Consider the following 20,524-nt stretch of genomic DNA (forward strand, 5'->3'; position numbering starts at 1 on the left):
ACGATCATGGACCCCGTCTACGGCTACCAGGTCACCAACGTCGAAGCCTCCATGTCCTCCCCCTCCTCCCTCCTGCACTGGACCCGCAGGATGATCGAGATCCGCAAACAGAACCCCGCCTTCGGCCTCGGCACCTACACCGAACTCCCCTCTTCCAACCCCGCCGTCCTCGCCTTCCTCCGGGAAGCACCCCCGACGGAGAAGGACGCCGACGACGACCTCGTGCTGTGCGTGCACAACTTCTCGCGTTTCGCGCAGCCCACCGAACTCGATCTACAAGCCTTCAACGGACGCCATCCCGTGGAGCTGATCGGCGGGGTGCGTTTCCCGGCCATCGGCGAACTGCCCTACCTCCTCACCCTGGCGGGGCATGGCTTCTACTGGTTCCGGCTGCGCGAGGAACCGTCGTAGGATCCAGCCGCGCGACGCCCTCACGGGGCGGTTTCCGCCGCCCCGCCCTGGGCACTCCTACGCACAGCCGGCACTCCCGCACTCTGCCTTGTCCGCCCCGCGGAAAGGACGCGACGCCATGTCGGAAGCCGCCACCCGCCCCACCGCGCACGCCACGGCGCTGCTCGCCTCGCTGGACCCGCTGCTGCGCGAGTGGCTGCCCCGGCAGCGGTGGTTCGCCGGGAAGGGCCGCCCGATCGGCGCCTTCGAACCGGTGGCGGTTACCGAACTCCTGCCGCGCAGCTCCCCGGCGGGCCTGCTCCACCTGCTGCTGCGGGTCCGCCAGCCGATCGTCCCCGCGCAGGACGCCCCCCTGGGCGGCGCGGCGGCCGAACGGCCCGCCGACTGCTACCAGTTGCTGATCGGCGTACGCCGCACCCTCCCGCCGCAGCTGGCGCCCGCCCTCATCGGGCACGTCACCGAGGGCCCACTCGCCGGTCAGACGGTGTACGAGGCGCTGCACGACCCACGGCTCTCCGCGCTGCTCCTGGAGCGGCTGCGGATGCCGGGCCGGCACGGCCCACTCCGCTTCGAACGCGACATGAGCACGGGCATCCCCTCGGGCCTCGCCCCGCGCCTGCTGGCCTCCGAGCAGTCCAACTCCTCCGTCATATTCGGAGATACGTTCATCCTGAAGCTCTTCCGCCGCGTCGTGCCCGGCGTCAACCCCGACCTGGAACTCCCGCTCCAGCTCGCCCGGCAGGGCTGCGCACGCGTACCCGCCCCCGCCGCGTGGTTCCTCGCCGACCTGGCGTCCGGCGCGGCCACGGCGGACGAAGCCTGCGGTCTCGGCGTGCTCCAGCCCTATCTGGCCGCCGCGGAGGACGGCTGGGAGCTCGCCCTGCGCATGATCGACAAGGGCGAGTCCTTCACCGGCGAGGCGCGGGCGCTCGGCCGCGCCACGGCCGAGGTGCACGCGGCGCTCGCCGCCGCGCTGCCGACCGTCACCCTCGGCCGGGCCCAGGTCGAACTCATCGCCGACGGCATGGCCCAGCGCCTCGCGGCGGCGGCGCAGGCCGTCCCCGCGCTGCGGCCGTACGCCCCGGGGCTGCTCACCGCGTTCGAGGCGCTGGCCGACCTCGGCGGCGAAGGCCAGTCGTGGACCGCGCAGCGCGTCCACGGCGACCTGCACCTCGGGCAGTGCCTGCGCTCGCCCGACGGCCACTGGTCGCTCATCGACTTCGAGGGCGAGCCCGCGCGTCCGCTCGCCGAGCGCCGCCTGCCGCAGCCGCCGGTCCGCGATGTCGCGGGCATGCTGCGCTCCTTCGACTACGCGGCGTGCGCCACCGAACCGTGGGCCTCGCGGTGGGCCGCGGACTGCCGGGCCGCGTACTGCGTCGGGTACGCGGACGTCGCGGGCCGCGACCCGCGCACGGATCCGGTGCTGCTGCGCGCCCACGAGACGGACAAGGCGGTCTACGAGGTGCTCTACGAGGCCCGTCACCGCCCCGACTGGCTCCCCGTCCCCCTGGCCGCGGCCCGGCGTCTCGCCGGGGACGGCTCCGCCGACGCCGCCCACTGACCACCCTCTTCCGGAAGGAGGCCTCTCCTGTGGCCCCCCGTCCCCGCAAGCCGTCTGCCGAAGCCCCCGCCCCCTCCCCGCCCGCGCCCCGCACCCCGGAACCGGACCCCGCCGAACAGACGCCCGCCCCGACGGGCCCGCGGAAGACACCGGCCCAGAAGAAGACGACGGGCGGGACAGCCGAGGCGGCCAAGGCGGCAAAGGCGGCCAAGACCGCGAAGAGCCCGAGGACCACGCGGAAGGCGGCCGCGAAGACGGTCGCGAAAGCGGCCGTGAAGACACCTCCGGCCCCCGCCGTCGCCGCGTCCCCCGTGCCGGAAGAGGACCGCGTCCGCCTCCTGGACGGCACCCACCACGACCCGCACGGCGTCCTCGGCGCCCACCCCGTCCCGGGCGGCACGGCCTTCCGGGCGCTGCGGCCGTACGCCAAGGCGGTCGCCGTGGTCGCAGGGGACCTCCGCGCCGAGCTGCACGACGACGGCGACGGGTTCTTCTCCGCGGTGCTGCCGACGGGGATCGCGCCCGAGGACTACCGGCTCCACCTCACGTACGAGGAGGCGGAGCTGGAGATCCACGACGCGTACCGCTTCCTGCCCTCGCTCGGCGACTTGGACCTGCATCTGATCGGTGAGGGCCGGCACGAGCGGCTGTGGGACGCGCTCGGCGCCCGGCCGATGATCCACCAGGGCGCGACCGGCACCCGCTTCACCGTGTGGGCGCCGAACGCCCGCGGTGTGCGGGTCATCGGCGGCTTCAACTTCTGGGACGGCACCGGCTTCCCGATGCGTTCGCTCGGCGGAACCGGCGTCTGGGAGCTGTTCGCGCCGACCGTCGGCGAGGGCGAGCTGTACAAGTTCGAGATCACGCGGCCCGACGGTTCCAAGACGCTGCGCGCGGACCCGCTGGCCCGCCGCACGGAGGCCCCGCCCGCGAACTCCTCGGTCGTACACGAATCGCACCACGAGTGGCACGACGAGGAGTGGCTGACACGACGCGCCGAACGGCCCGCCCACGAGGCGCCGTTCTCGGTGTACGAGGTCCACCTCGCCTCCTGGCGACCCGGACTGACGTTCCGTCAACTTGCCGAGCAGCTGCCCGCCTACGTCTCCGACCTGGGCTTCACCCACGTCGAGCTGATGCCCGTGGCCGAGCACCCCTTCGGCGGCTCCTGGGGCTACCAGGTCACCGGCTTCTACGCGCCGACGGCCCGCCTCGGCACCCCCGACGACTTCAAGTACCTGGTGGACGCGCTGCACCGCGCCGGGATCGGCGTCCTGATGGACTGGGTGCCCGCGCACTTCCCGCGCGACGACTGGGCACTCGCCGAGTTCGACGGGCGGCCCCTGTACGAGCACGAGGACCCGGGCCGCGCGGCGCACCCCGACTGGGGCACCCTGGAATTCGACTACGGCCGCACGGAGGTACGCAACTTCCTCGTCGCCAACGCCAGTTACTGGTGCGAGGAGTTCCACATCGACGGCCTGCGCGTCGACGCGGTCGCCTCCATGCTCTACCTCGACTACTCCCGCGAGCACGGCCAGTGGACGCCGAACGTGCACGGCGGCCGCGAGAACCTCGACGCCGTCGCCTTCCTCCAGGAGATGAACGCCACCGTCTACCGGCGCAATCCCGGCGTCGTCACCATCGCCGAGGAGTCGACGGCCTGGGACGGCGTGACCCGGGCCACCCACCACGAGGGTCCGGGCGGCTTCGGCGGCCTCGGCTTCGGCCTGAAGTGGAACATGGGCTGGATGCACGACTCGCTCGGCTACGTCTCCAAGGAGCCGGTGCACCGCAAGCACCACCACAACGAGATGACGTTCTCGATGGTGTACGCGTACAGCGAGAACTACGTCCTGCCCATCTCGCACGACGAAGTCGTCCACGGCAAGCGGTCGCTGGTCTCCAAGATGCCCGGCGACTGGTGGCAGCAGCGCGCGAACCTCCGCGCCTATCTCGGCTTCATGTGGGCCCACCCCGGCAAGCAACTCCTCTTCATGGGCCAGGAGTTCGCGCAGGGCGCCGAGTGGTCGGAGGGGCACGGACCCGACTGGTGGCTGCTCGACCCGGCGTACGGCGCGGAGCCCGACCACCGGGGCGTACGGGATCTCGTCCGCGACCTGAACACCGTCTACCGGCGCGAGGGCGCCCTGTGGCAGCGCGACACGGACCCCGGCGGCTTCGCCTGGGTGGACGGCGACGCCGCCCAGGACAACGTCTTCGCCTTCCTGCGCTACGACACGCAAGGGGCCCCGCTGCTCGCCGTCTGCCACTTCTCACCGGTCGTCCGGCACGCCTACCGCCTCGGCGTGCCGGACGAGTTCGCGGCCTGGCAGGAGGTCCTGAACACGGACGAGGCCCGCTACGGCGGCAGCGACATCACCAACCCCGACCCCCTCAAGCCGGAGCCGGTGGCATCGCACGGCCGCCCCGCGTCCCTGCGCCTGACCCTGCCACCGCTGGCTACGGTGTGGCTGCGACCTGTCTGAGCGCGACCTGTTTGAGCGCGGCGGGCAGCTCCTCGGCGTACAGGACGCCGAGCCGCTGCGTGGCCCGGGTCAGGGCCACGTACAGGTCGCTCGCGCCGTAGCGCGCCGGTTCGACGACCAGGACCGTGTCGAACTCCAGGCCCTTCGCCTGACGCGGGTCGATCAGTACGACCGGCCGCGTCAGGTCCGGGGCCTCCCCGGCCGTCACTCCGGGGAGCTGTGCGGCGATCTCCTGGTGGAGGTCGCGCGGGGCGATCACCGCGAGGCGGCCCTCGTCCCGGGTCTCGGCCGCCACCGCGTCCGCCACGGCGGCGGCGAGGTCGTCGGCGCGGCGCCCCCAGGGACGTACGCCCGTGGACCGCACCGAGCTGGGCGGCCGGAAGTGGGGGTCCCCGGCGGCGCGCGGCACCTCGGCGGCCAGGTCCATGATCTCCACCGGGGTGCGGTAGTTGACGGCGAGGCGGGTGTACTCCCAGCGGTCCTCGACGTACGGCCGCAGGATGTTCTCCCACGAGCCGCAGCCGCCCGCCTCGGCGGTCTGCGCCGGGTCGCCGACGAGCGTCATGGAGCGGGTCGGGCAGCGCCGCATGAGCAGCCGCCACGCCATCGCGGAGAGCTCCTGCGCCTCGTCGACGATGATGTGCCCGAAGGCCCAGGTGCGGTCGGCCGCCGCGCGCTCGGCGGCGCTGCGGTGGTCGGCCTCCTCCTGCCGTTCGGCCATCCGCTCGGCGTCGATGATGTTGTGGGCGAGCAGGACCTCGGCGTCGTCCTCGTCCTTGTCCTCGAACTCGTACGTCCGTGAGGCGCGCGAGACGTCGAGGACGCCCTGCGCGTACGCGATCTGCCTGGCCCGCTCGGCCTCGGCCGCCGCCAGCTCGGCGCTGTCGTCGTGCCCGAGCAGTTCGGCCGCCTCGTCGAGCAGCGGGATGTCGGCGGGCGTCCAGGCCGCGCCGCGCGGGCGTCGGATCGTCTCCGCGTCCTCCTCGCTCAGCCGCGTCGGCTCCTGGAGGAAGTCGGTGACGAAGTCCTGCGGGGTCAGCGTCGGCCACAGCTCCTCGATGGCCGCGTGGACCTCGGGGCTGGCCGCGATGGCCTTGCCGAGCTGGGCGATGTCGTCGGGGCCCAGGAAGTTGGGGCCGCCGTAGGGGTCGGCGCCGATGCGCTCGGCTAGCTGACCGGTCAGCGCGTCGATGATCCGGAACGCGAAGTAGGGGCGTCCCAGGTTGTGCGGCACGTCCGCGTCGCGGGCGGCCTCCCGCGCCTCGTAGGCGATCGTCCAGTCCAGGATCAGGTCGCCGTCGTCGTGCGCGATGACCAGCGGCTCGCCCGGCTCGGGGATCTGCTGCCGGTCGCGCACGACATCGGCGAGCACCTCCGCCATCTCGGCGCGGCCCTTCACCTCGGCCGCCGCGGGGCTGTCGGTGCCGGTCGCCGTCACGCCGGGGAACAGCTCGCCGACCGTCGACAGCAGGACGCCCGTCTCGCCGAGCGCGGGCAGCACCTCGCCGATGTAACCGAGGAACGCCGGGTTCGGGCCGACGATCAGCACGGCCCGCTTGGCGAGCAGCTCGCGGTGCGCGTAGAGCAGGAACGCGGCGCGGTGCAGCGCCACGACCGTCTTGCCGGTGCCGGGGCCGCCCTCGACGACGAGGACGCCGCGGTGCGGGGCGCGGATGATGCGGTCCTGCTCGGCCTGGATGGTCCGCACGATGTCGTGCATGCGGCCGGTGCGCGCCGAGTCGAGCGCGGCGAGCAGCACCTCGTCGGCGTCGGCGCCCTCGTGGCCGGTGCGGGTCGTGTCGCCGAGGTCGAGGATCTCGTCGTGCAGATCGGTGACCTCGCGCCCCTTGGTGGTGATGTGCCGGCGCCGGCGAAGACCCATCGGCATATGGCCCGTCGCCAGATAGAAGGGGCGCGCGACATCGGCACGCCAGTCGATCACGAGCGGGGTGCGCTCGGCATCGGCGTCGCGGATTCCGATGCGGCCGATGTGGTGATCACGGCCGTCGCGGAATTCGAGTCTGCCGAAGCAGAGACCGTTCTCCCCCGTGTCGAAGGCGGCGAGCAGGCCGGACTGCTCCGCCACCAGCACATCACGCTCAAGGCGCGCCTGGAGACCGGTGCCCACCTGCGACAACGACGTCTGCACGGCCGCCTCGGCCTCCTCGCGCAGCGCGTCCAGGCGCGCGTACAGCCCGGAGACGAATTGCTGCTCTTCCCGCAATTCCTCGGTTGACAATTCAGCCCCTTGCCAGTTACAGTGCTCGTATAAAGCTTCTCGTGAACCGCCGCCCTGTCTGAATGGCTAAGCGGACAGCCTAAATGGACAAGGCTTCGCGAAAGAATCCAATATACGCAGAGAAATACCCCGGACGTCAATTCGCCCGGGGTATTTCTCTGTGCCGCGCCGGTCTCAGAGCACGTCGGCCAGTTCCGCGAGGAGCTTCCGCTTGGCCCGCGCGCCCACCATCTGCTTCACGGGCTCACCGCCCCGGAACACGATCATGGTCGGTGCGGAGAGCACCTGGTACGCGATGGCGGTCTCCGGGCTGCGGTCCACGTCCAGCTGTACGATCTTCAGCCGGTCCGCCTCCTCGCGGGCCAGCTCACTCAGGACCGGCGCCAGCTGCCGGCACGGGCCGCACCAGTCCGCCGTGAACTCCACGAGCACGGGGCGGTCCGCCTCGCGCAGCACCTCCCCCTCGAAGTCCGCGTCCGTCACCTCGGCCACACCTGCTGCCTTCACTTCACCACTCTCCTCATCCACGTCATCCGGGTCACCCGGTTCATCCAGGTCATCCCGTCATCTCGCAGCGCGGCTCGGGGCCGCCTTCGAGCGTCGCCTCGGCGCGTGTCAACTGCGCGCCGACCTGTGCGCGCACCGCGTTCAACTCGCCGATCAGCGCGTCGAGTTCGGTGAGCTTGCGGCGGTACACGGCGAGCGACGCGGGGCACGAGTCGCCCTCCGGATGGCCGGAGCGCAGACACTCCACGAAGGGCCGGGTCTCCTCCAGGTCGAACCCGAAGTCCTGGAGCGTCCTGATCTGCTCCAGGAGCCGCACGTCGTCCTCGTCGTACGTGCGGTAGCCGTTGCCGGTACGCCGCGCGGGGAGCAGCCCGCGGGACTCGTAGTAGCGCAGCGTCCGCGTGGTCGTCCCCGCGCGCGCCGCGAGCTCGCCGATTCGCATGCCTTGACGGTAATCCTTGACGTCGGCGTGAAGGCCAGGGGTTCTTGGGCGGGGGTTCTTCCGCGGGGGTGGTCAGGCCGGCTTGCGGATGCCCTCGATCGTCGAGGTCCAGGTGTCGGCGCCGTGCCCGAGGTCGACCGCCCTGCGGGCCGCCGTGAGGACCCCGCGCAGCGCGGAGGCGTCCAGGCCGCGGTGCTCGGCGGCGTGGACGATGTGCTCGATGCCCTCGGCCTCCATGGCGAGGTTGTCCAGGACCCCGGGGTAGGTGCCCGCGTCGACCTCGGCGGCCGTGGCCTCGACGACGCTCTCCAGGAGCGCCACGTTGGCCTTCAGGTAGGGGACGAGGGCGGCGGCCTTCACGCCGTCCTCGGCGGCGAGGGCGAACCCGTGCACCAGGCCGTGCATGGCGGTCCAGAAGAAGTCCAGGACGGAGTTGTCGTAGACGGCGGCGAGACCGTGGTCCTCGCCGACGTAGGCGCTCTGCCCGCCGAGCGCCTTGAGCGTCTCCTCGTACTTCTCGTACGCGGCCCGCGCACCGCTGTGGAAGATCAGCCCGTCCGGTGTGCCGATCATCGGCACCGGCACCATGACCGCGCCGTCCAGATAGTCGACGCCGAGGTCCGCGGCGCGGGCGGCTGCCTCTCGGGCGCGCTCCGGGGTGTCGGAGGTGAGGTTCACGAGCAGCCGTCCGGCGAGGTCGGCGGGGGCGACCTGGTCGAGGATCGCCTGGGCGGCGTCGTAATCGAGGACGCAGACGACGATGACCTCACCGGCGCGGACCGCGTCGGCGGGGGTGGCGGCGCGGACGGCCCCGCGGGCGACGAGCTCGTCGCCCTTGCCGGGCGAGCGGTTCCAGACGGTGGTGGGGTGTCCTGCGTTCAGGAAGGCGCCGGCGAGGGCCTGTCCCATGGAGCCGAGGCCGAGGACGGTGACGGAGGGGGGTGTGTGTCGATCAGTGGTCATGCTCCCCATCGTTGGGCCGGGGCCCAACTCCTCACAAGTACCGACTATTTAGTCAGGTACTCACCAGAAGGTAAGCAAGGCGGGCCGGGCGGTGCGGGTGGTGCGGGGTGTCCCGAGGGCGCGGTGACCACGTACGTGACGTCAGCCGAAGTCCAGATCTCCGTACGCCCGTTTGAACTCGTAGAAGCACTCCACTCCGGCCATCAGCACCACGCCGTCCCACAGCCGCCCCGCCGCCTCGCCCCGGGGAGCCGGTGACACGACGGGGCCGAACACCGCCCCGACGCCGTCGACGGCGAGCACCGGCGTGCCGACGTCCTCGCCGACCAGCGCGGTGCCCTCCTCGTGCGAGGCCCGTACCACCGCGTCGTACTCCGTGGTCATCGCCACGGCCTCCAGGTCCGCCGGGAGCCCCGCCTCGGCGAGCGCCGCCGTCATGCCCGTCCAGTCCTGCCGCTCGTGGACGCGCTGTCCGAGGGCGTCGAAGTACCGCCCGAGCGCGTCGTTCCCGTGCCGTTCGCGCACCGCGGCGCACACGCGGCCGTGCGCCTTCATGTACTCCCCGTACAGCCCCCCGGGGTCCTCCGGGTCGACCTCCAGCCCTTCGTTGAGGACGGCCAGGCTCATCACCCGCCACCGCACGGTGACGTCCCGCACCCGCTCCACCTCGCGGAGCCAGCGCGAGGTGATCCAGGTGTACGGACAGACGGGGTCGAACCAGAAGTCGACGCCCACTCCACGGATCCCGCGTTCCTCGGTGCCGGTCATTCAACCACCGTACGCCTTCAGGAAGTTGATGCGCCGATGCCATTGACGCGCTGCCCGGCCACAACTACAAAACCAGCAGCACCACTCTGAGAGCGCTCTCACCGCCACACTCCCGCCCCCCACGGAGGTGCCTGATGAGCACGGCCCGCACCCGTACGGCCCCCACCCGCACGGCCCCCCTCCTGGCCGCTCTGGCCGCTCTGGCCGCCGTCGGCCTGCTCGGGACGCTGATGCTGCCCGGTACGGCGCGCGGCGACGTGCCGCCGTCCGCGCCCGGCTGGTCACTGAAGTGGAGCGACGACTTCAACGGTCCCGCGGGCGCCGGGCCCTCCGCCGACGACTGGCAGGTCGACCTCGGGCACAACTACCCGGGCGGTCCGCCCGATTGGGGCACGGGCGAGATCCAGGAGTACACGAACTCCTCGGACAACCTGAGTACCGACGGAGCAGGCAACCTGAGGATCACCCCGCGCCGGGACGCGTCGGGCAAGTGGACCTCGGCCCGGATCGAGTCGAAGCGCACCGACTTCAAGGCCTCGGAGGGCGGCACGCTGGCCATCGAGGCGCGCATCCGGATGCCGGACGTCACCGGTGACGCGGCGCTCGGCTACTGGCCGGCGTTCTGGGCGCTCGGCTCGCCCTACCGCGGGAACTACCAGAACTGGCCCTCCGTCGGGGAGTTCGACGTCATGGAGAACGTGAACGGCGTCAACGCGGTCTGGGGTGTGCTGCACTGCGGCGTGAACCCGGGCGGCGACTGCGACGAGACCCAGGGCCTGGGCGCCAGCCGTCCCTGCCCGGGCGCAAGCTGCCAGTCGGCGTTCCACACGTACCGCTTCGAGTGGGACCGCTCGGTGACGCCGAACCAGCTGCGCTGGTATGTGGACGGTGAGCGGTTCCACACCCTCAGCCAGGACCGCTTCTCGGCGAGGACGTGGACCGACATCACCTCCCACGAGGGGTACTTCATCCTGCTGAACGTGGCGATGGGCGGCGCGTTCCCGAACGGCGTCGCGGGCCGCGCCACGCCGACGCCCGCGACGGAACCGGGCCACGCCATGGTGATCGACCGCGTGGCGGTGTGGACGCGGCCGTAGCGCGCGGTGCGCGGGCAGCCGGGGGTGGCGGGGGCCAGAGGGTGTCGTACGTGTTTTAAGAGCTGTTCCTGTGTTCGGTGGAGGTGAGCAGGGCTGCCCGGAGCCAGTTGTCCGCGGCGCCCGGCGTCGGCTCGGGCGGTCCCTGCGGTGGGCTGACGACCTCGGCGGTGAGCTGCCAGTAGTGGTCGATGCGGGGCTCGGCGGCGAGCATGCGGCCGAGTCCGCGGCGGAAGTCGGCGGTGTCGCGGGCGTTGAGGGCGGCGGCGTGGGCGGTGACGAAGCAGTCGAGCGCCTCGCCGCGGTGCGGCGCGCGGCCCGCCCGCAGCTGGGCCGAGGCGAGCACGAAGGCGTCGGGGAGACCTTCGTAGAGCACGGCGGGGCGGTACCCCTTGCCGGACAGGTGAACTTCGGGCTGGCCGTGGCGGGTTCCGGTCCGCGGGCCCGAGTCGAAGCAGGAGTCGGAGACGAACGCGTGCAGCCGTGCGAAGGCGAGCACCTGCGCCGGGGCCGGGTCGTCGGGCAGCTGCGGGACCGCCTGTTCGACGACCGCGGAGGCCACCCGGGCCGGCAGCCGCGCGGGCAGCCAGCGCCGCCAGAACCGTGCGAGCGCGGCCGTGCTGGGCGGCGCGGAGAGCGCCCCGACCAGGCGCAGCCGCTCGGCCCGCTCCTCGGCGGAACAGTCGCGCAGCAGGCGCAGCGCGGCCTCCCGCCAGCGCAGGGCGGTCAGCCGCGTACCGACGTCGCGCAACTGCCCCTCGACGACGTCCTCCAGCGCGTCCTGTTGGTCCAGGACCCGGCTGACGTCACGGACCGGCAGGTCGAGGCCGCGCAGGGAACGGATGAGGCGCAGCCGTTCGAGCGCCTCGGGTCCATAGCGGCGGTGCCCGCCGCCGCTGCGGGCGGCTTCGGGCAGCAGCCCGCGGTCGGAGTAGAAGCGGACGGTCTTGACGGTGACGCCGGCCTGCTCGGCGAGCTGCCCGATGCTCCACTTGCCGTCTTCCGGCACGACTTGAACCTCCCTCAGGGGGAGCTCCTAGCGTACGTGCGAGCGCGGCGGGGTGATCGGCCCGGCCTCTCGATCTGGAGGAATCATGGCGGTGTTCGTGCTGGTGTCGGGCGGTCACACGGGCGGCTGGATCTGGCGGGACGTGGCGGCCCGGCTGCGCGAGTCGGGGGCCGAGGTGCACACGGTGACGCTGACCGGCCTGGGGGACCGCCGCCATCTGGCGGGCCCGGGGACGGACCTGGAGACGCACATCGAGGACGTGGTCCAGGCGATCGACCACGTCGACGCGCCCGAGGTCGTCCTCGTCGGCTACTGCTACGGCATCTACCCTTCCGCGGGCGCCGCCGACCGGCGCCCTGAGCGGATCGCCCGCCTGGTCCACCTGGACTCGCCGCTGCCGCAGGACGGTTACTCCATGCTCGACCAGGTGCGGGAGCTGATGCCGGCCGGGGCGGCCCGCGAGCGGATGCTCGGCATGGTGGCGCGGGCCGAGGACGGCTGGCGGGTCCCCGCGCCGACCTCCGAGGAGTGGCGGGCGCACGGGAACCTCGCGGGGGTCTCCCCCGACGGGCTGGCCCGGATCGCCCGCCTGGCCTCGCCGATGCCGCTCGGCACGGCCACGCGGAAGCTGCGCGTCTCGGACGCGGTCGCCGCCCTTCCCACGACCGGCGTCTTCTGCACCACCGGCGGGACGACGGACATCGCCACGCTCGAAGCCCTCGTGGCGTCGGGGCTGCCGCTCGTCCAGCACCTCACCGACCCGAGGGCGACCTTCTTCGAACTGGCGACCGGGCACTGGCCGATGCTGTCCACCCCCGACGAACTGTCCGACGTACTGCTGAGGGCGGCGGCGGGAGAGGGCCGCCGCCTCGGCTCGGCCGACAGCCGTACGTCAGCTCTGCTTGTCGTAGGTGAGGAAGACGGTGCCGCTGTCGAGGAGGACGGCGTCCGTCCGCTCGTAGAGGACCGGGTCGAAGGTGGTCTTCTGTGAGAACAAGGGCGTGCCCGAGCCGAGCGTCAGCGGGCCGATCTTGACGACGAGACGATCGATCTCGTCCCGCAGCACGCCGGCCAGTTCGCCGCCACCGCAGAGCCAGATGTCCTTGCCGTCCTTGCCTTCCTCGCGCTTCAGCTCCCGCACCCTCTCGACCGGGTCGGAGGCGACGAGTTCGATGCCGGGGTCGGGGGCCTCGGTGAGGGTGCGGCTGAAGACCAGGTGCCGCAGGTGCGGGTAGCAGTTGGGCTGCCCGGCATCCACACCGATCATGTACGTCCTGCGGCCCTCCAGGATCGTGTCGAAGTGGGACCCTTCGGCGGTGATGCCGAGGGCCTGCCTGGCCGGGGCCGGCAGGGTCTCGGGGTACGTCTCCGCGAGGTGCTGGACGTAGTCCTGACCGATCGGCCAGAAGCCGTCGGGGCCGGTGGGGTCGGAGCCGTCGGGCCCGGCGATGAACCCGTCGAGGCTGACGGCGATGAAGTAGACGAGCTTTCGCATGGGGGCTCCTGGGAAGCGGTCGTGGTACCGGTTCTGGCGCTGCTTCTGGTTCTGGTTCTGGTTCTGGTCGATCGGGAGGCCTGGGTGGCCGCCGCGGCCGCTCAGCTGCGGCTGCCCGGCTTGGGAAGCGGCCGGGGCCGCGGCACGGAACGGGGCTTGGCGGGCTGCGGGAAGGGGCGGTGGGACGGAGCGTTTCGGGACTGAAGGGCGGCGGACCGGGTTCGCATTCCACTCCTCATCGGGTGCGCCGGGAAGCGCGTCACTCGTTGCACTCTGACTGAAGTGGTTAGAACGTAGTACTTCACCTGGAGTAGTGTCAACGATTTTCCGCAACTACTTCTCGCAGGGCGCGGCATGAAGCGGACGCCGGAGCGGACCCGCCCGCTTCGGCAAGCCGGGCACGCACGGTCTTGCCGCCATCCGCACGCGGAAACCACCCCAACTCCTCGGCGAGCCCCCGCACCACGATCAGGCCCCGCCCGCTCTCCCCGCCGCCATCGGCAGCAGCACCGACGCGCCGCTCGAACCCCGGGAACACCGGCACCGGATCAGAGACATCGACGACAAGTCCCGCCCCCTCGGCCACGGCGAGACGCAGCCATGCGTGGTGGCCGGCGACCCTGCCGTGGCGCACGGCGTTGGCGAGCAACTCGGAGGCGACGAGCACGGCGTCGTCGACATCGCCCGACCACCGCCAGGCCGTGAGCCTCCGACGGGCTTGGAGACGGGCGAGGCGGACGGAAGCGGGGGCCATGGGGTATCCCATGCACCAGTCATGGGTGGGGTGCTGACCGGTTGAGGTGGGATTGGGGGCGGGGGTGGGAGAAGCGTCTGCGTGGGGCATGAGCGGGACCCTCTCAGGGGGCGCGGGGTGGGCCCCTCGCCGGTGTGAGTGTTGCCCAATCACCGTGACGGAGGTCGCCGTTCGACTTCAATCGAAACCCAGCTGATTAATCAGCAAGCTAGAAAACGGACTATGCCCAGATCTGCACAAGGGGCTGCCGGAGCTGCACTCTTGATGCCAGACTCAGCACATGCCACCACGCAACCTGTACGACGGCACATAGGCGGTGCACATGGCGGCCAAACGTGGGCGGACAGCACAACGACTAGAACTCGGTCTCCAACTGCGCCAGTTGCGCGAGAACTGCGCGCTCGGTGACCGAGGGGGCGGCTTCACGCGCCGCCAGGCGGCGCAGGGCTTGCGCATCTCCGAAGCCTCGCTCCAGCGCATCGAGGCAGGCGCCCTGAACTTCCGGAACGTGGGAGACCTACGCAAGCTCCTGGACAGGTACGGAGTCACCGACGAGACCATCATCGAATCGCTGATCAGTCTCAACCGGGAATCCAGCACACAGGATTGGCTTACCCAGTACCGAGGCCTCATGCCAGCGGGGATGCCGGGCTTCGTTGGTCTCGAACCCGAGGCACGCGCCATGAAGGCGTACCACCCGACAGTGGTGTACGGCCTGCTGCAGACCGAGCGATACGCGCGCGCGACGCACGAGCTGCACAAGCCGATCGAGGAGTACACGACCGAGTTCATCCGAAGTAGCGTGGAGCTGCGGATGAAGCGCCAGGAGGTGCTCACCCGGAAGCATCCCGTCAAGCTCCATGTCATCCTCGGCGAGGCCGCACTGCGGTACGTGGTCGGCGACGCCGATGTGATGCGCGAACAGTACGGAAGGATCGAGGAGTTGTCGGGCTGGGACCACGTCACCATCCAAGTTCTGCCGTTCCGCCGGAGCTACCGCTCCACCAATGACTTCGCACTTCTCGACTTCGGCAACGCGCTGCCGCCACGCGTTCAGGCCGACAGCGCTTGGGGTTCTGTCTCCACCTCGGACAAGCCGCGTGAAGTCGACCGGTTCAACCGCCGATTCGACGCCATGGCAGCATCAGCGTTGCCTCCCGAGGACACACCTGAGTATCTGCATCGACTGGAACGAGAGCTGTAGGCCCATGAATACTCACCTCCCCATGGTCGGACTCGCCACCGAGGGCACCTGGTTCAAGTCCTCCTACAGCGACCCCGGCCAGAACTGCGTAGAGATCGCCGACCTCACCGCCACCCCCCACCCCTCCATAGCCGTACGCGACTCCAAAAACCCCCACGGCCCCGCACTGCTCCTCCACCCCTCAACCTGGTCATCATTCGTGACGCACATCAGCCACAACCAGACCACCTGACGACACACGACCGAAGACGACATCGGCAGACCCCCGACCTGGAGCTTCGAAAGGTTGAGGCCCTACCGCCCGAGACGCGCTGATTTCCTGAAGCGACCAGAACGAGAGCTGTAGTCCATGAAAGCTCGTCCCACAGCCTCCAAACTCGCCCCCGATGCCGGGTGGTTCAAGGCGTCGTACAGCGACGGCACCGGCCAGAACTGCGTAGAGGTCGCCGACCTCACCGCCACCCCCCACCCCTCCATAGCCGTACGCGACTCCAAAAACCCCCACGGTCCCGCGCTACTCCTCCACCCCTCGACCTGGTCATCATTCGTGACGCACGTCAGCCACAACCAGACCACCTGACGACCTGACGACACGCGCGACGCGACCGAAGGCGACCTCGACAGAGTGAAGGTCAGGCGAGGGCCTTCCGCACCCGCTCGCAGAACGCCTCCACCGCGTCCGGGTCAGGCCGCTCGCCCGCGTCGAACATCGCCGCCTGGAGCGCGGGCCCGTACGCGCCGCCGTGTCGGTCGATGTCGGCCGTACGGGCGGGCTGTACGACGAAGTGGAGGTGCCCGGGGGTGCGACCGGCGTGGGACCAGAGGCAGACGTACACCTGCTCGCAGTCCTCGACGCAGACGCGGACCGCGGCGGCCGCGCGGGCGAGCAGCGGTCCCGACTCGGCGGCCTCCTCGGGCGTCAGTTCATGCACGCCGGTGACATGCCGCAACGGCTTGACCAGCAACGTCCCGACTCCGAGCGGCCCTACGCAGTGCTCGACGGTCCAGTGGGCGGTACGCAGAAGGGTGCCACCCGGCAGGGGGAGGGAGCCGTCGGCCAGGGCGCAGGCCATGCAGTCGACGGCAGCGGTACGCACCGGCTCGCTCACCATGCCTCATCCCCTTCCTCGCCTCCATCAGCCTCACCGGCATGGGTGACGCCCCGAAGGCCCCGGCAACTTGGACGTTACCGGGGCCTTCGGGGGGTCAGGAAGGGGCAGGGGGCAGCACGACGCAGCGCCTCTACCGGCCGCCGGCCGCGGCCTCCTCGCGCTCAGGCTGCTCCATGGCGGCCGCAGGCTCCGCACCGCCCCGCCTCCTCGGCAGCAGCACCGCCACCAGGACCGTTCCCACGCCCAGGATCACCGCGCCGACCAGGCTCGTGTGGGACACCGCGTCGGAGAACGCGGAGCCCACCGAGTCGGCCATCTGGTGCGCACCCTGGGCGAGTTGCTCGGCCTGCCCCTTGAGCTGGGCCGCCTGCTGCTGCGAGCCCGCGTGGGCCGCCTTCTCCGCCGCCGCGTGCGCCTTGTCGCCGATGCCCTGGGCGACCGCGTAGCCCGCGCCGACCGAGTCCTGGGCGGTGGCCAGCGTGCCGTTCGGCAGTTTCGTCCCGGAGGAGGAAGCCGCGTCCGCGAGGTTCGAGGAGTACGAACTGGCCAGGACCGAGCCGAGGATGGCGATGCCGAGCGAGCCGCCGAGCTCCAGTGACGTGTCGTTGACCGCGCCGCCGACGCCCAGCTCCGACTCGGGGAACGCGCCCATGATCGCGTCGGTGCAGGGCGAGAGCGCGAGGCCGATGGCCAGGCCCAGGATGATCAGCGGGGCCACGAAGTCCGCGTACGAGGACGAGACGTCCACCCGCGTCAGGAGCGCCAGCGCCACCGTGCCCGCGACCATGCCCGCCGTCACAGTGATCTTCATGCCGATGCGCGGCGTCAGGAAACCCGTGAGCGCCGAGCCGACGAAGACGGCGCCGGCGAGCGGCAGCATGCGTACGCCCGTCTCCAGCGGGTTGTAGCCGAGCACGAACTGCAGGTGCTGCGTCAGGTAGTAGAACGCGCCGAAGACCGCGAGGAAGAACAGCGCCACCGCAAGGTTCGAACCGGCGAAGCGGCGGTCGAGGAAGCGGCGGACGTTCAGGATGGGGTGGGGGTGGCGCAGCTCCCAGGCGACGAAGGCCAGCAGGCCCACGCCCGCGACGACCGCCGCGGAGATCGCCTTGGCGTCCCAGCCGAAGTGCGGCCCCTGGATGATCATGTAGACCAGCGCGCCGGTCCAGACGACGGAGAGCAGCCCGCCGACGTAGTCGATCCGGTCGTGGTGCCCGGCCTTGGACGGCGGGATCAGCACGAAGGCGCCGACGATCGCGAGGGCGGCCACCGGCACGTTGATCAGGAAGGTCGACGCCCAGCCGTGGTCCTCCAGGAGCGCGCCCGCGACCAGCGGCCCCGCGGCGATCGCGAGCCCGGCGGTGGCGGTCCACAGCACGATGGCCTTGGCCCGCTCCCCCTTCGGGAACGTCGCGGCGAGCAGCGACAGCGTGGCCGGCATGATCATGGCCGCGCCGAAGCCCATCACGGCGCGGGCCGCGATGACGCCCGTAGAGCTGTCGACCAGGGAGCCCGCGACCGATCCGGCGCCGAAGACGACGAGGCCGAGGACGAGCGCGCCGCGCCGGCTGTACTTGTCGCCGATGGCACCGAGCAGCAGCATCAGCGCCGCGTACGGGACGGTGTAGCCGTCGATGACCCACTGGAGGTCGGAGCTGGAGAGGCCGAGGTCCTTGGTCATGTCGGGCGCGGCGACGGTCAGCGCCGTGTTCGCCATGACGATGATCAGCAGGCTCAGGCAGAGCACCCCCAGCGCCCACCAGCGGCGCGCGTACGGCTGCTTCATCTCCTCGACCGGTTGCTTCATGAGTAGAGCCACCGAAGTCTCACCCTTTCCCTGCTGCTGTACGTCCTGCTCCGCCAGTGCGATGACCATGCACAGCACTGTGCAATTACACACTCGTGTGCAATTTACGTCATTGCACACAGCTGTGCAAAACGGTCGCGGCCTGCCCCCCGTCGCGCGCGTGCAGAATGGAGCCCATGAGCCGAGCCGACGCCAACCGCCGCCGCATCCTGGAGGTCGCCCTCGCCGAGCTCCTCCGCGATCCGGACGCGTCCATGGACCAGATCGCGCGGGCCGCGGGAGTCGTGCGCAGGACCGTGTACGGGCACTTCCCCAGCCGGGAGGCCCTGATCGGCGCGCTCATCGACGGCGCGGTCGAGGCGGTCGCCGCCGCCCACGCCGCCGGGCGGGCGCAGTCGGACGACCCCGCCGAGTCGATCGCCCACTCGATGGTCGCCGTCTGGGAGATCGCCGACGGCTACCGCCTCCTCGTCGGCCTCGCGCAGCGCAGCGTCGCGATGGAGGGCATCAGACAGCGCCTCGCCCCGGTCCGCGAGGAGTGCGTGAATGTGCTGCGCGTCGGCTTGGCAGACGGTTCGTTCACGTCGTCACTGCCGCCCGCCGCCCTCGCGTACGTCCATGAGCAGCAGCTCTTCGGCCTGATGGAGGCCGTGAACGACGGCCTCCTGGACCCGGGGGACGCGGGCCGCGCCGCCGCGTCCACGGCACTGCTCTCGGCGGGCGTCCCCGTGGACCGGACCCGTCAGATCATCGCGGCTCTGCCGTAGCGCCGGTCCTGTCGTAGCACCGGTCCTGCCGTAGCGCCGGTTTGCCGTAGCACCGGCCCGGCCCCCTGTCGACTCAGTCGACGGACAGTCGCTCCGGTAGGAAGAGGTCGAGGCCGGAGACCTGCGGGCAGTTGTAGAGCTCGACGCGCACCCTCTCCAGAGGCGCCAGGGGTGTCAGGTCGAGCGGGCCGCAGGTCCCGAACGTGACTTCGTCCAGCAGCGGCAGCTCGGCGAGCGCCGCGATTCCGTCGGTCCGGTGGACATGACCGACGTACACCTTGGTCAGTCCCTGGTGTACCGCGAGGGCGGACAGCGAGCCGGATACGTCAACTTCGAGCGTAAGAGCAATGACCTGGGGCTGATGGAGTCGGCTAGTGCACCTTCGCCGGCTCCTTGCCGCCCTCGCTCCGCCGCTCCGGCACGGAAGCCGCAGCCTCCGGTGCCTCCGGGCCGTGCCCGTCATCGACCAACGTACGTTCGTCGAACGGAAGCTGACCGGCGAGGACCGCCGTGACCCGCTCCTTGTCGACCTCCTTGGTCCACGTGCCGATCAGCAACGTGGCCACCGCGTTGCCCGCGAAGTTGGTGAGGGCGCGGGCCTCGCTCATGAAGCGGTCGACGCCGATGATCAGGCCGACGCCGTCGACCAGGCCGGGCTTGTGCGACTGGAGGCCGCTCGCGAGGACCGCGATGCCCGAGCCGGAGACGCCCGCCGCGCCCTTGGACGCGATCATCATGAAGAGGAGCAGCGAGATCTGCTCGCCGATGCCGAGCGGCTGGTCCATGGCGTCGGCGATGAAGAGCGAGGCCATGGTCAGGTAGATCATCGTGCCGTCGAGGTTGAAGGAGTAGCCGGTCGGGACGGTGATGCCGACGACCGGGCGGCTGACCCCCAGGTGCTCCATCTTCGCGATGAGCCGCGGCAGCGCGGACTCCGAGGAGGAGGTGGAGAGGATCAGCAGGAACTCGCGGCCCAGGTACTTCAGGAGCTTGAAGAGGTTGACCCCGGCCACCACGCGCACCAGCGTGCCGAGCACGATCACGATGAACAGGGCGCAGGTGACGTAGAACCCGATCATGATCGTGGCGAGTGCCTTGAGCGCGTCGACGCCGGTCTCGCCGATGACGGCGGCCATCGCGCCGAACGCCCCCACGGGAGCGGCCCACATGATCATGCCGAGTACCCGGAAGACGAGCTTCTGGATGTGCTCGATGCCGCGCAGCACCGGCTCGCCGGAGCGCCCCATGGCCTGCAGTCCGAAGCCCACGAGCAGTGCGACGAGCAGCGTCTGCAGCACCTCGCCCTGGGTGAAGGCGGAGACGAGCGTGGTCGGGATGATGCCGAGCGCGAAGTCGACGAGGCCCTCGTCGGCCGAGTCGGCCGCGGTGTGGCCCGCGCCCTTCACCGACTCGGTGAGGTCCATGCCGGAACCCGGGTGGAGGATGTTGCCGACGAGGAGGCCGATGGCGAGCGCGACGACGGACATCGCGACGAAGTAGGCGAGCGCGAGCCCGCCCACCTTGCCGACCTTCGCGGCCTTGCGGACGGAGCCGACGCCGAGAACGATCGTGCAGAAGATGATCGGCGAGATCATCATCTTGATCAGGTTCACGAAGCCGGTGCCGACCGGCTTCAGCTCCTTGGCGAAGTCGGGCCAGATGAAGCCGACGGCGATGCCGAGCAGCACGGCGCCGATGACGGCGATGTAGAGGTAGTGCGTGCGGTCCCGCTTGGCTGCGGGTGCCATGTGCGGGTCGGCCGTGCTGGTCACGGGCCCTCCTTGAACGACGACGTCGGCGTTGTGGTTGTGGTGCCTGGCGGTGCGGTGCGGTGCGTGACGCGTTATGGGTGACGTGTGGTGCGTTACGCGTGGTGCGTTACGCGTGATGCGTTACGCGGGT

20 protein-coding genes and 1 pseudogene are annotated in these 20,524 nt (G+C 70.9%); 9 read left to right on the plus strand and 12 right to left on the minus strand.

The features are described 5' to 3' along the window. The 3 genes from ACWDVB_RS33905 to glgB all read left to right on the plus strand — a co-directional run. A partial coding sequence (locus ACWDVB_RS33905; protein WP_451512896.1) for an alpha-glucosidase C-terminal domain-containing protein occupies window positions 1-411 on the plus strand: 411 nt, incomplete at its 5' end. 118 nt (window positions 412-529) lie between these two features. After that, entirely contained in the window at window positions 530-1,972 is a 1,443-nt protein-coding gene (locus ACWDVB_RS33910; protein WP_451512895.1) for a maltokinase N-terminal cap-like domain-containing protein, read from the plus strand. A gap of 29 nt (window positions 1,973-2,001) precedes the next feature. Beyond that, window positions 2,002-4,461: a 1,4-alpha-glucan branching enzyme gene (glgB, locus tag ACWDVB_RS33915; protein WP_451512894.1), complete on the plus strand. Its 2,460-nt coding sequence runs from the start codon at window positions 2,002-2,004 to the stop codon at window positions 4,459-4,461. On the opposite strand, the gene ACWDVB_RS33920 is transcribed toward glgB, so the two are convergent. From ACWDVB_RS33920 to ACWDVB_RS33940, 5 genes are all read right to left on the minus strand, one after another. Further along, window positions 4,436-6,700 (minus strand): HelD family protein, encoded by a 2,265-nt coding sequence (locus ACWDVB_RS33920; RefSeq protein ID WP_451512893.1) that lies wholly within the window; start codon window positions 6,698-6,700, stop codon window positions 4,436-4,438. The genes glgB and ACWDVB_RS33920 overlap by 26 nt on opposite strands. A 174-nt stretch (window positions 6,701-6,874) precedes the next feature. Next, window positions 6,875-7,207 (minus strand): thioredoxin, encoded by a 333-nt coding sequence (gene trxA / locus ACWDVB_RS33925; RefSeq protein ID WP_451512892.1) that lies wholly within the window; start codon window positions 7,205-7,207, stop codon window positions 6,875-6,877. Window positions 7,208-7,256: 49 nt separating this feature from the next. Beyond that, window positions 7,257-7,649, minus strand: coding sequence for a MerR family transcriptional regulator (locus ACWDVB_RS33930; protein WP_451512891.1), 393 nt, complete (start codon window positions 7,647-7,649; stop codon window positions 7,257-7,259). Between the two features lie 72 nt (window positions 7,650-7,721). Further along, window positions 7,722-8,612: an NAD(P)-dependent oxidoreductase gene (locus ACWDVB_RS33935; protein ID WP_451512890.1), complete on the minus strand. Its 891-nt coding sequence runs from the start codon at window positions 8,610-8,612 to the stop codon at window positions 7,722-7,724. Between the two features lie 141 nt (window positions 8,613-8,753). After that, the gene (locus tag ACWDVB_RS33940; RefSeq protein ID WP_451512889.1) at window positions 8,754-9,380 is read right to left on the minus strand and encodes a mycothiol-dependent nitroreductase Rv2466c family protein; all 627 of its coding nucleotides are present in this window, start codon (window positions 9,378-9,380) and stop codon (window positions 8,754-8,756) included. A gap of 134 nt (window positions 9,381-9,514) precedes the next feature. Here ACWDVB_RS33940 and ACWDVB_RS33945 point away from each other — a divergent pair. After that, a pseudogene (locus ACWDVB_RS33945) lies at window positions 9,515-10,471 on the plus strand (glycoside hydrolase family 16 protein); the annotation flags it as partial. A gap of 61 nt (window positions 10,472-10,532) precedes the next feature. Here ACWDVB_RS33945 and ACWDVB_RS33950 read toward each other — a convergent pair. Continuing rightward, window positions 10,533-11,483, minus strand: coding sequence for a MerR family transcriptional regulator (locus tag ACWDVB_RS33950; RefSeq protein WP_451512888.1), 951 nt, complete (start codon window positions 11,481-11,483; stop codon window positions 10,533-10,535). Between the two features lie 85 nt (window positions 11,484-11,568). Here ACWDVB_RS33950 and ACWDVB_RS33955 point away from each other — a divergent pair, with 85 nt between their 5' ends. Continuing rightward, on the plus strand, window positions 11,569-12,474 hold the full coding sequence (locus ACWDVB_RS33955; protein ID WP_451512887.1) for an alpha/beta fold hydrolase: 906 nt from the start codon (window positions 11,569-11,571) through the stop codon (window positions 12,472-12,474). On the opposite strand, the gene ACWDVB_RS33960 is transcribed toward ACWDVB_RS33955, so the two are convergent. Next, complete coding sequence (locus ACWDVB_RS33960) at window positions 12,376-12,978, minus strand: dihydrofolate reductase family protein (protein ID WP_451512886.1); 603 nt, start codon at window positions 12,976-12,978, stop codon at window positions 12,376-12,378. The genes ACWDVB_RS33955 and ACWDVB_RS33960 overlap by 99 nt on opposite strands. 316 nt (window positions 12,979-13,294) lie before the next feature. Further along, window positions 13,295-13,732, minus strand: a complete 438-nt coding sequence (locus ACWDVB_RS33965) for an ATP-binding protein (RefSeq protein ID WP_451512885.1) — start codon at window positions 13,730-13,732, stop codon at window positions 13,295-13,297. Between the two features lie 322 nt (window positions 13,733-14,054). Between ACWDVB_RS33965 and ACWDVB_RS33970 the strand changes: the two genes are divergently transcribed. The 3 genes from ACWDVB_RS33970 (at window position 14,055) to ACWDVB_RS33980 (ending at window position 15,516) form a co-directional block, all read left to right on the plus strand. Continuing rightward, window positions 14,055-14,936, plus strand: a complete 882-nt coding sequence (locus ACWDVB_RS33970) for a helix-turn-helix domain-containing protein (protein WP_451512884.1) — start codon at window positions 14,055-14,057, stop codon at window positions 14,934-14,936. A 4-nt stretch (window positions 14,937-14,940) separates the two neighbouring features. Further along, the gene (locus ACWDVB_RS33975; RefSeq protein WP_451512883.1) at window positions 14,941-15,168 is read left to right on the plus strand and encodes a DUF397 domain-containing protein; all 228 of its coding nucleotides are present in this window, start codon (window positions 14,941-14,943) and stop codon (window positions 15,166-15,168) included. Window positions 15,169-15,285: 117 nt separating this feature from the next. Then, entirely contained in the window at window positions 15,286-15,516 is a 231-nt protein-coding gene (locus tag ACWDVB_RS33980; protein ID WP_451512882.1) for a DUF397 domain-containing protein, read from the plus strand. A gap of 52 nt (window positions 15,517-15,568) precedes the next feature. Here the strand turns inward: ACWDVB_RS33980 and ACWDVB_RS33985 are convergent, their stop codons facing one another. Then, window positions 15,569-16,048, minus strand: coding sequence for an HIT family protein (locus ACWDVB_RS33985; protein ID WP_451512881.1), 480 nt, complete (start codon window positions 16,046-16,048; stop codon window positions 15,569-15,571). Between the two features lie 130 nt (window positions 16,049-16,178). Continuing rightward, complete coding sequence (locus ACWDVB_RS33990) at window positions 16,179-17,855, minus strand: MFS transporter (protein ID WP_451512923.1); 1,677 nt, start codon at window positions 17,853-17,855, stop codon at window positions 16,179-16,181. A 167-nt stretch (window positions 17,856-18,022) separates the two neighbouring features. On the opposite strand from ACWDVB_RS33990, the gene ACWDVB_RS33995 reads away from it, so the two are divergent. Continuing rightward, window positions 18,023-18,622, plus strand: coding sequence for a TetR/AcrR family transcriptional regulator (locus ACWDVB_RS33995; RefSeq protein WP_451512880.1), 600 nt, complete (start codon window positions 18,023-18,025; stop codon window positions 18,620-18,622). A 73-nt stretch (window positions 18,623-18,695) separates the two neighbouring features. Here the strand turns inward: ACWDVB_RS33995 and ACWDVB_RS34000 are convergent, their stop codons facing one another. Next, on the minus strand, window positions 18,696-18,899 hold the full coding sequence (locus tag ACWDVB_RS34000) for a hypothetical protein (protein WP_451512879.1): 204 nt from the start codon (window positions 18,897-18,899) through the stop codon (window positions 18,696-18,698). A 94-nt stretch (window positions 18,900-18,993) separates the two neighbouring features. Continuing rightward, window positions 18,994-20,370 carry a cation:dicarboxylate symporter family transporter gene (locus ACWDVB_RS34005; protein WP_451512922.1) on the minus strand — a complete coding sequence of 459 codons (1,377 nt, stop codon included), beginning with the start codon at window positions 20,368-20,370 and terminating at the stop codon, window positions 18,994-18,996. Window positions 20,371-20,524: the final 154 nt, after the last annotated feature.

It is taken from the genome of Streptomyces sp. NPDC003379 (assembly GCF_053589195.1).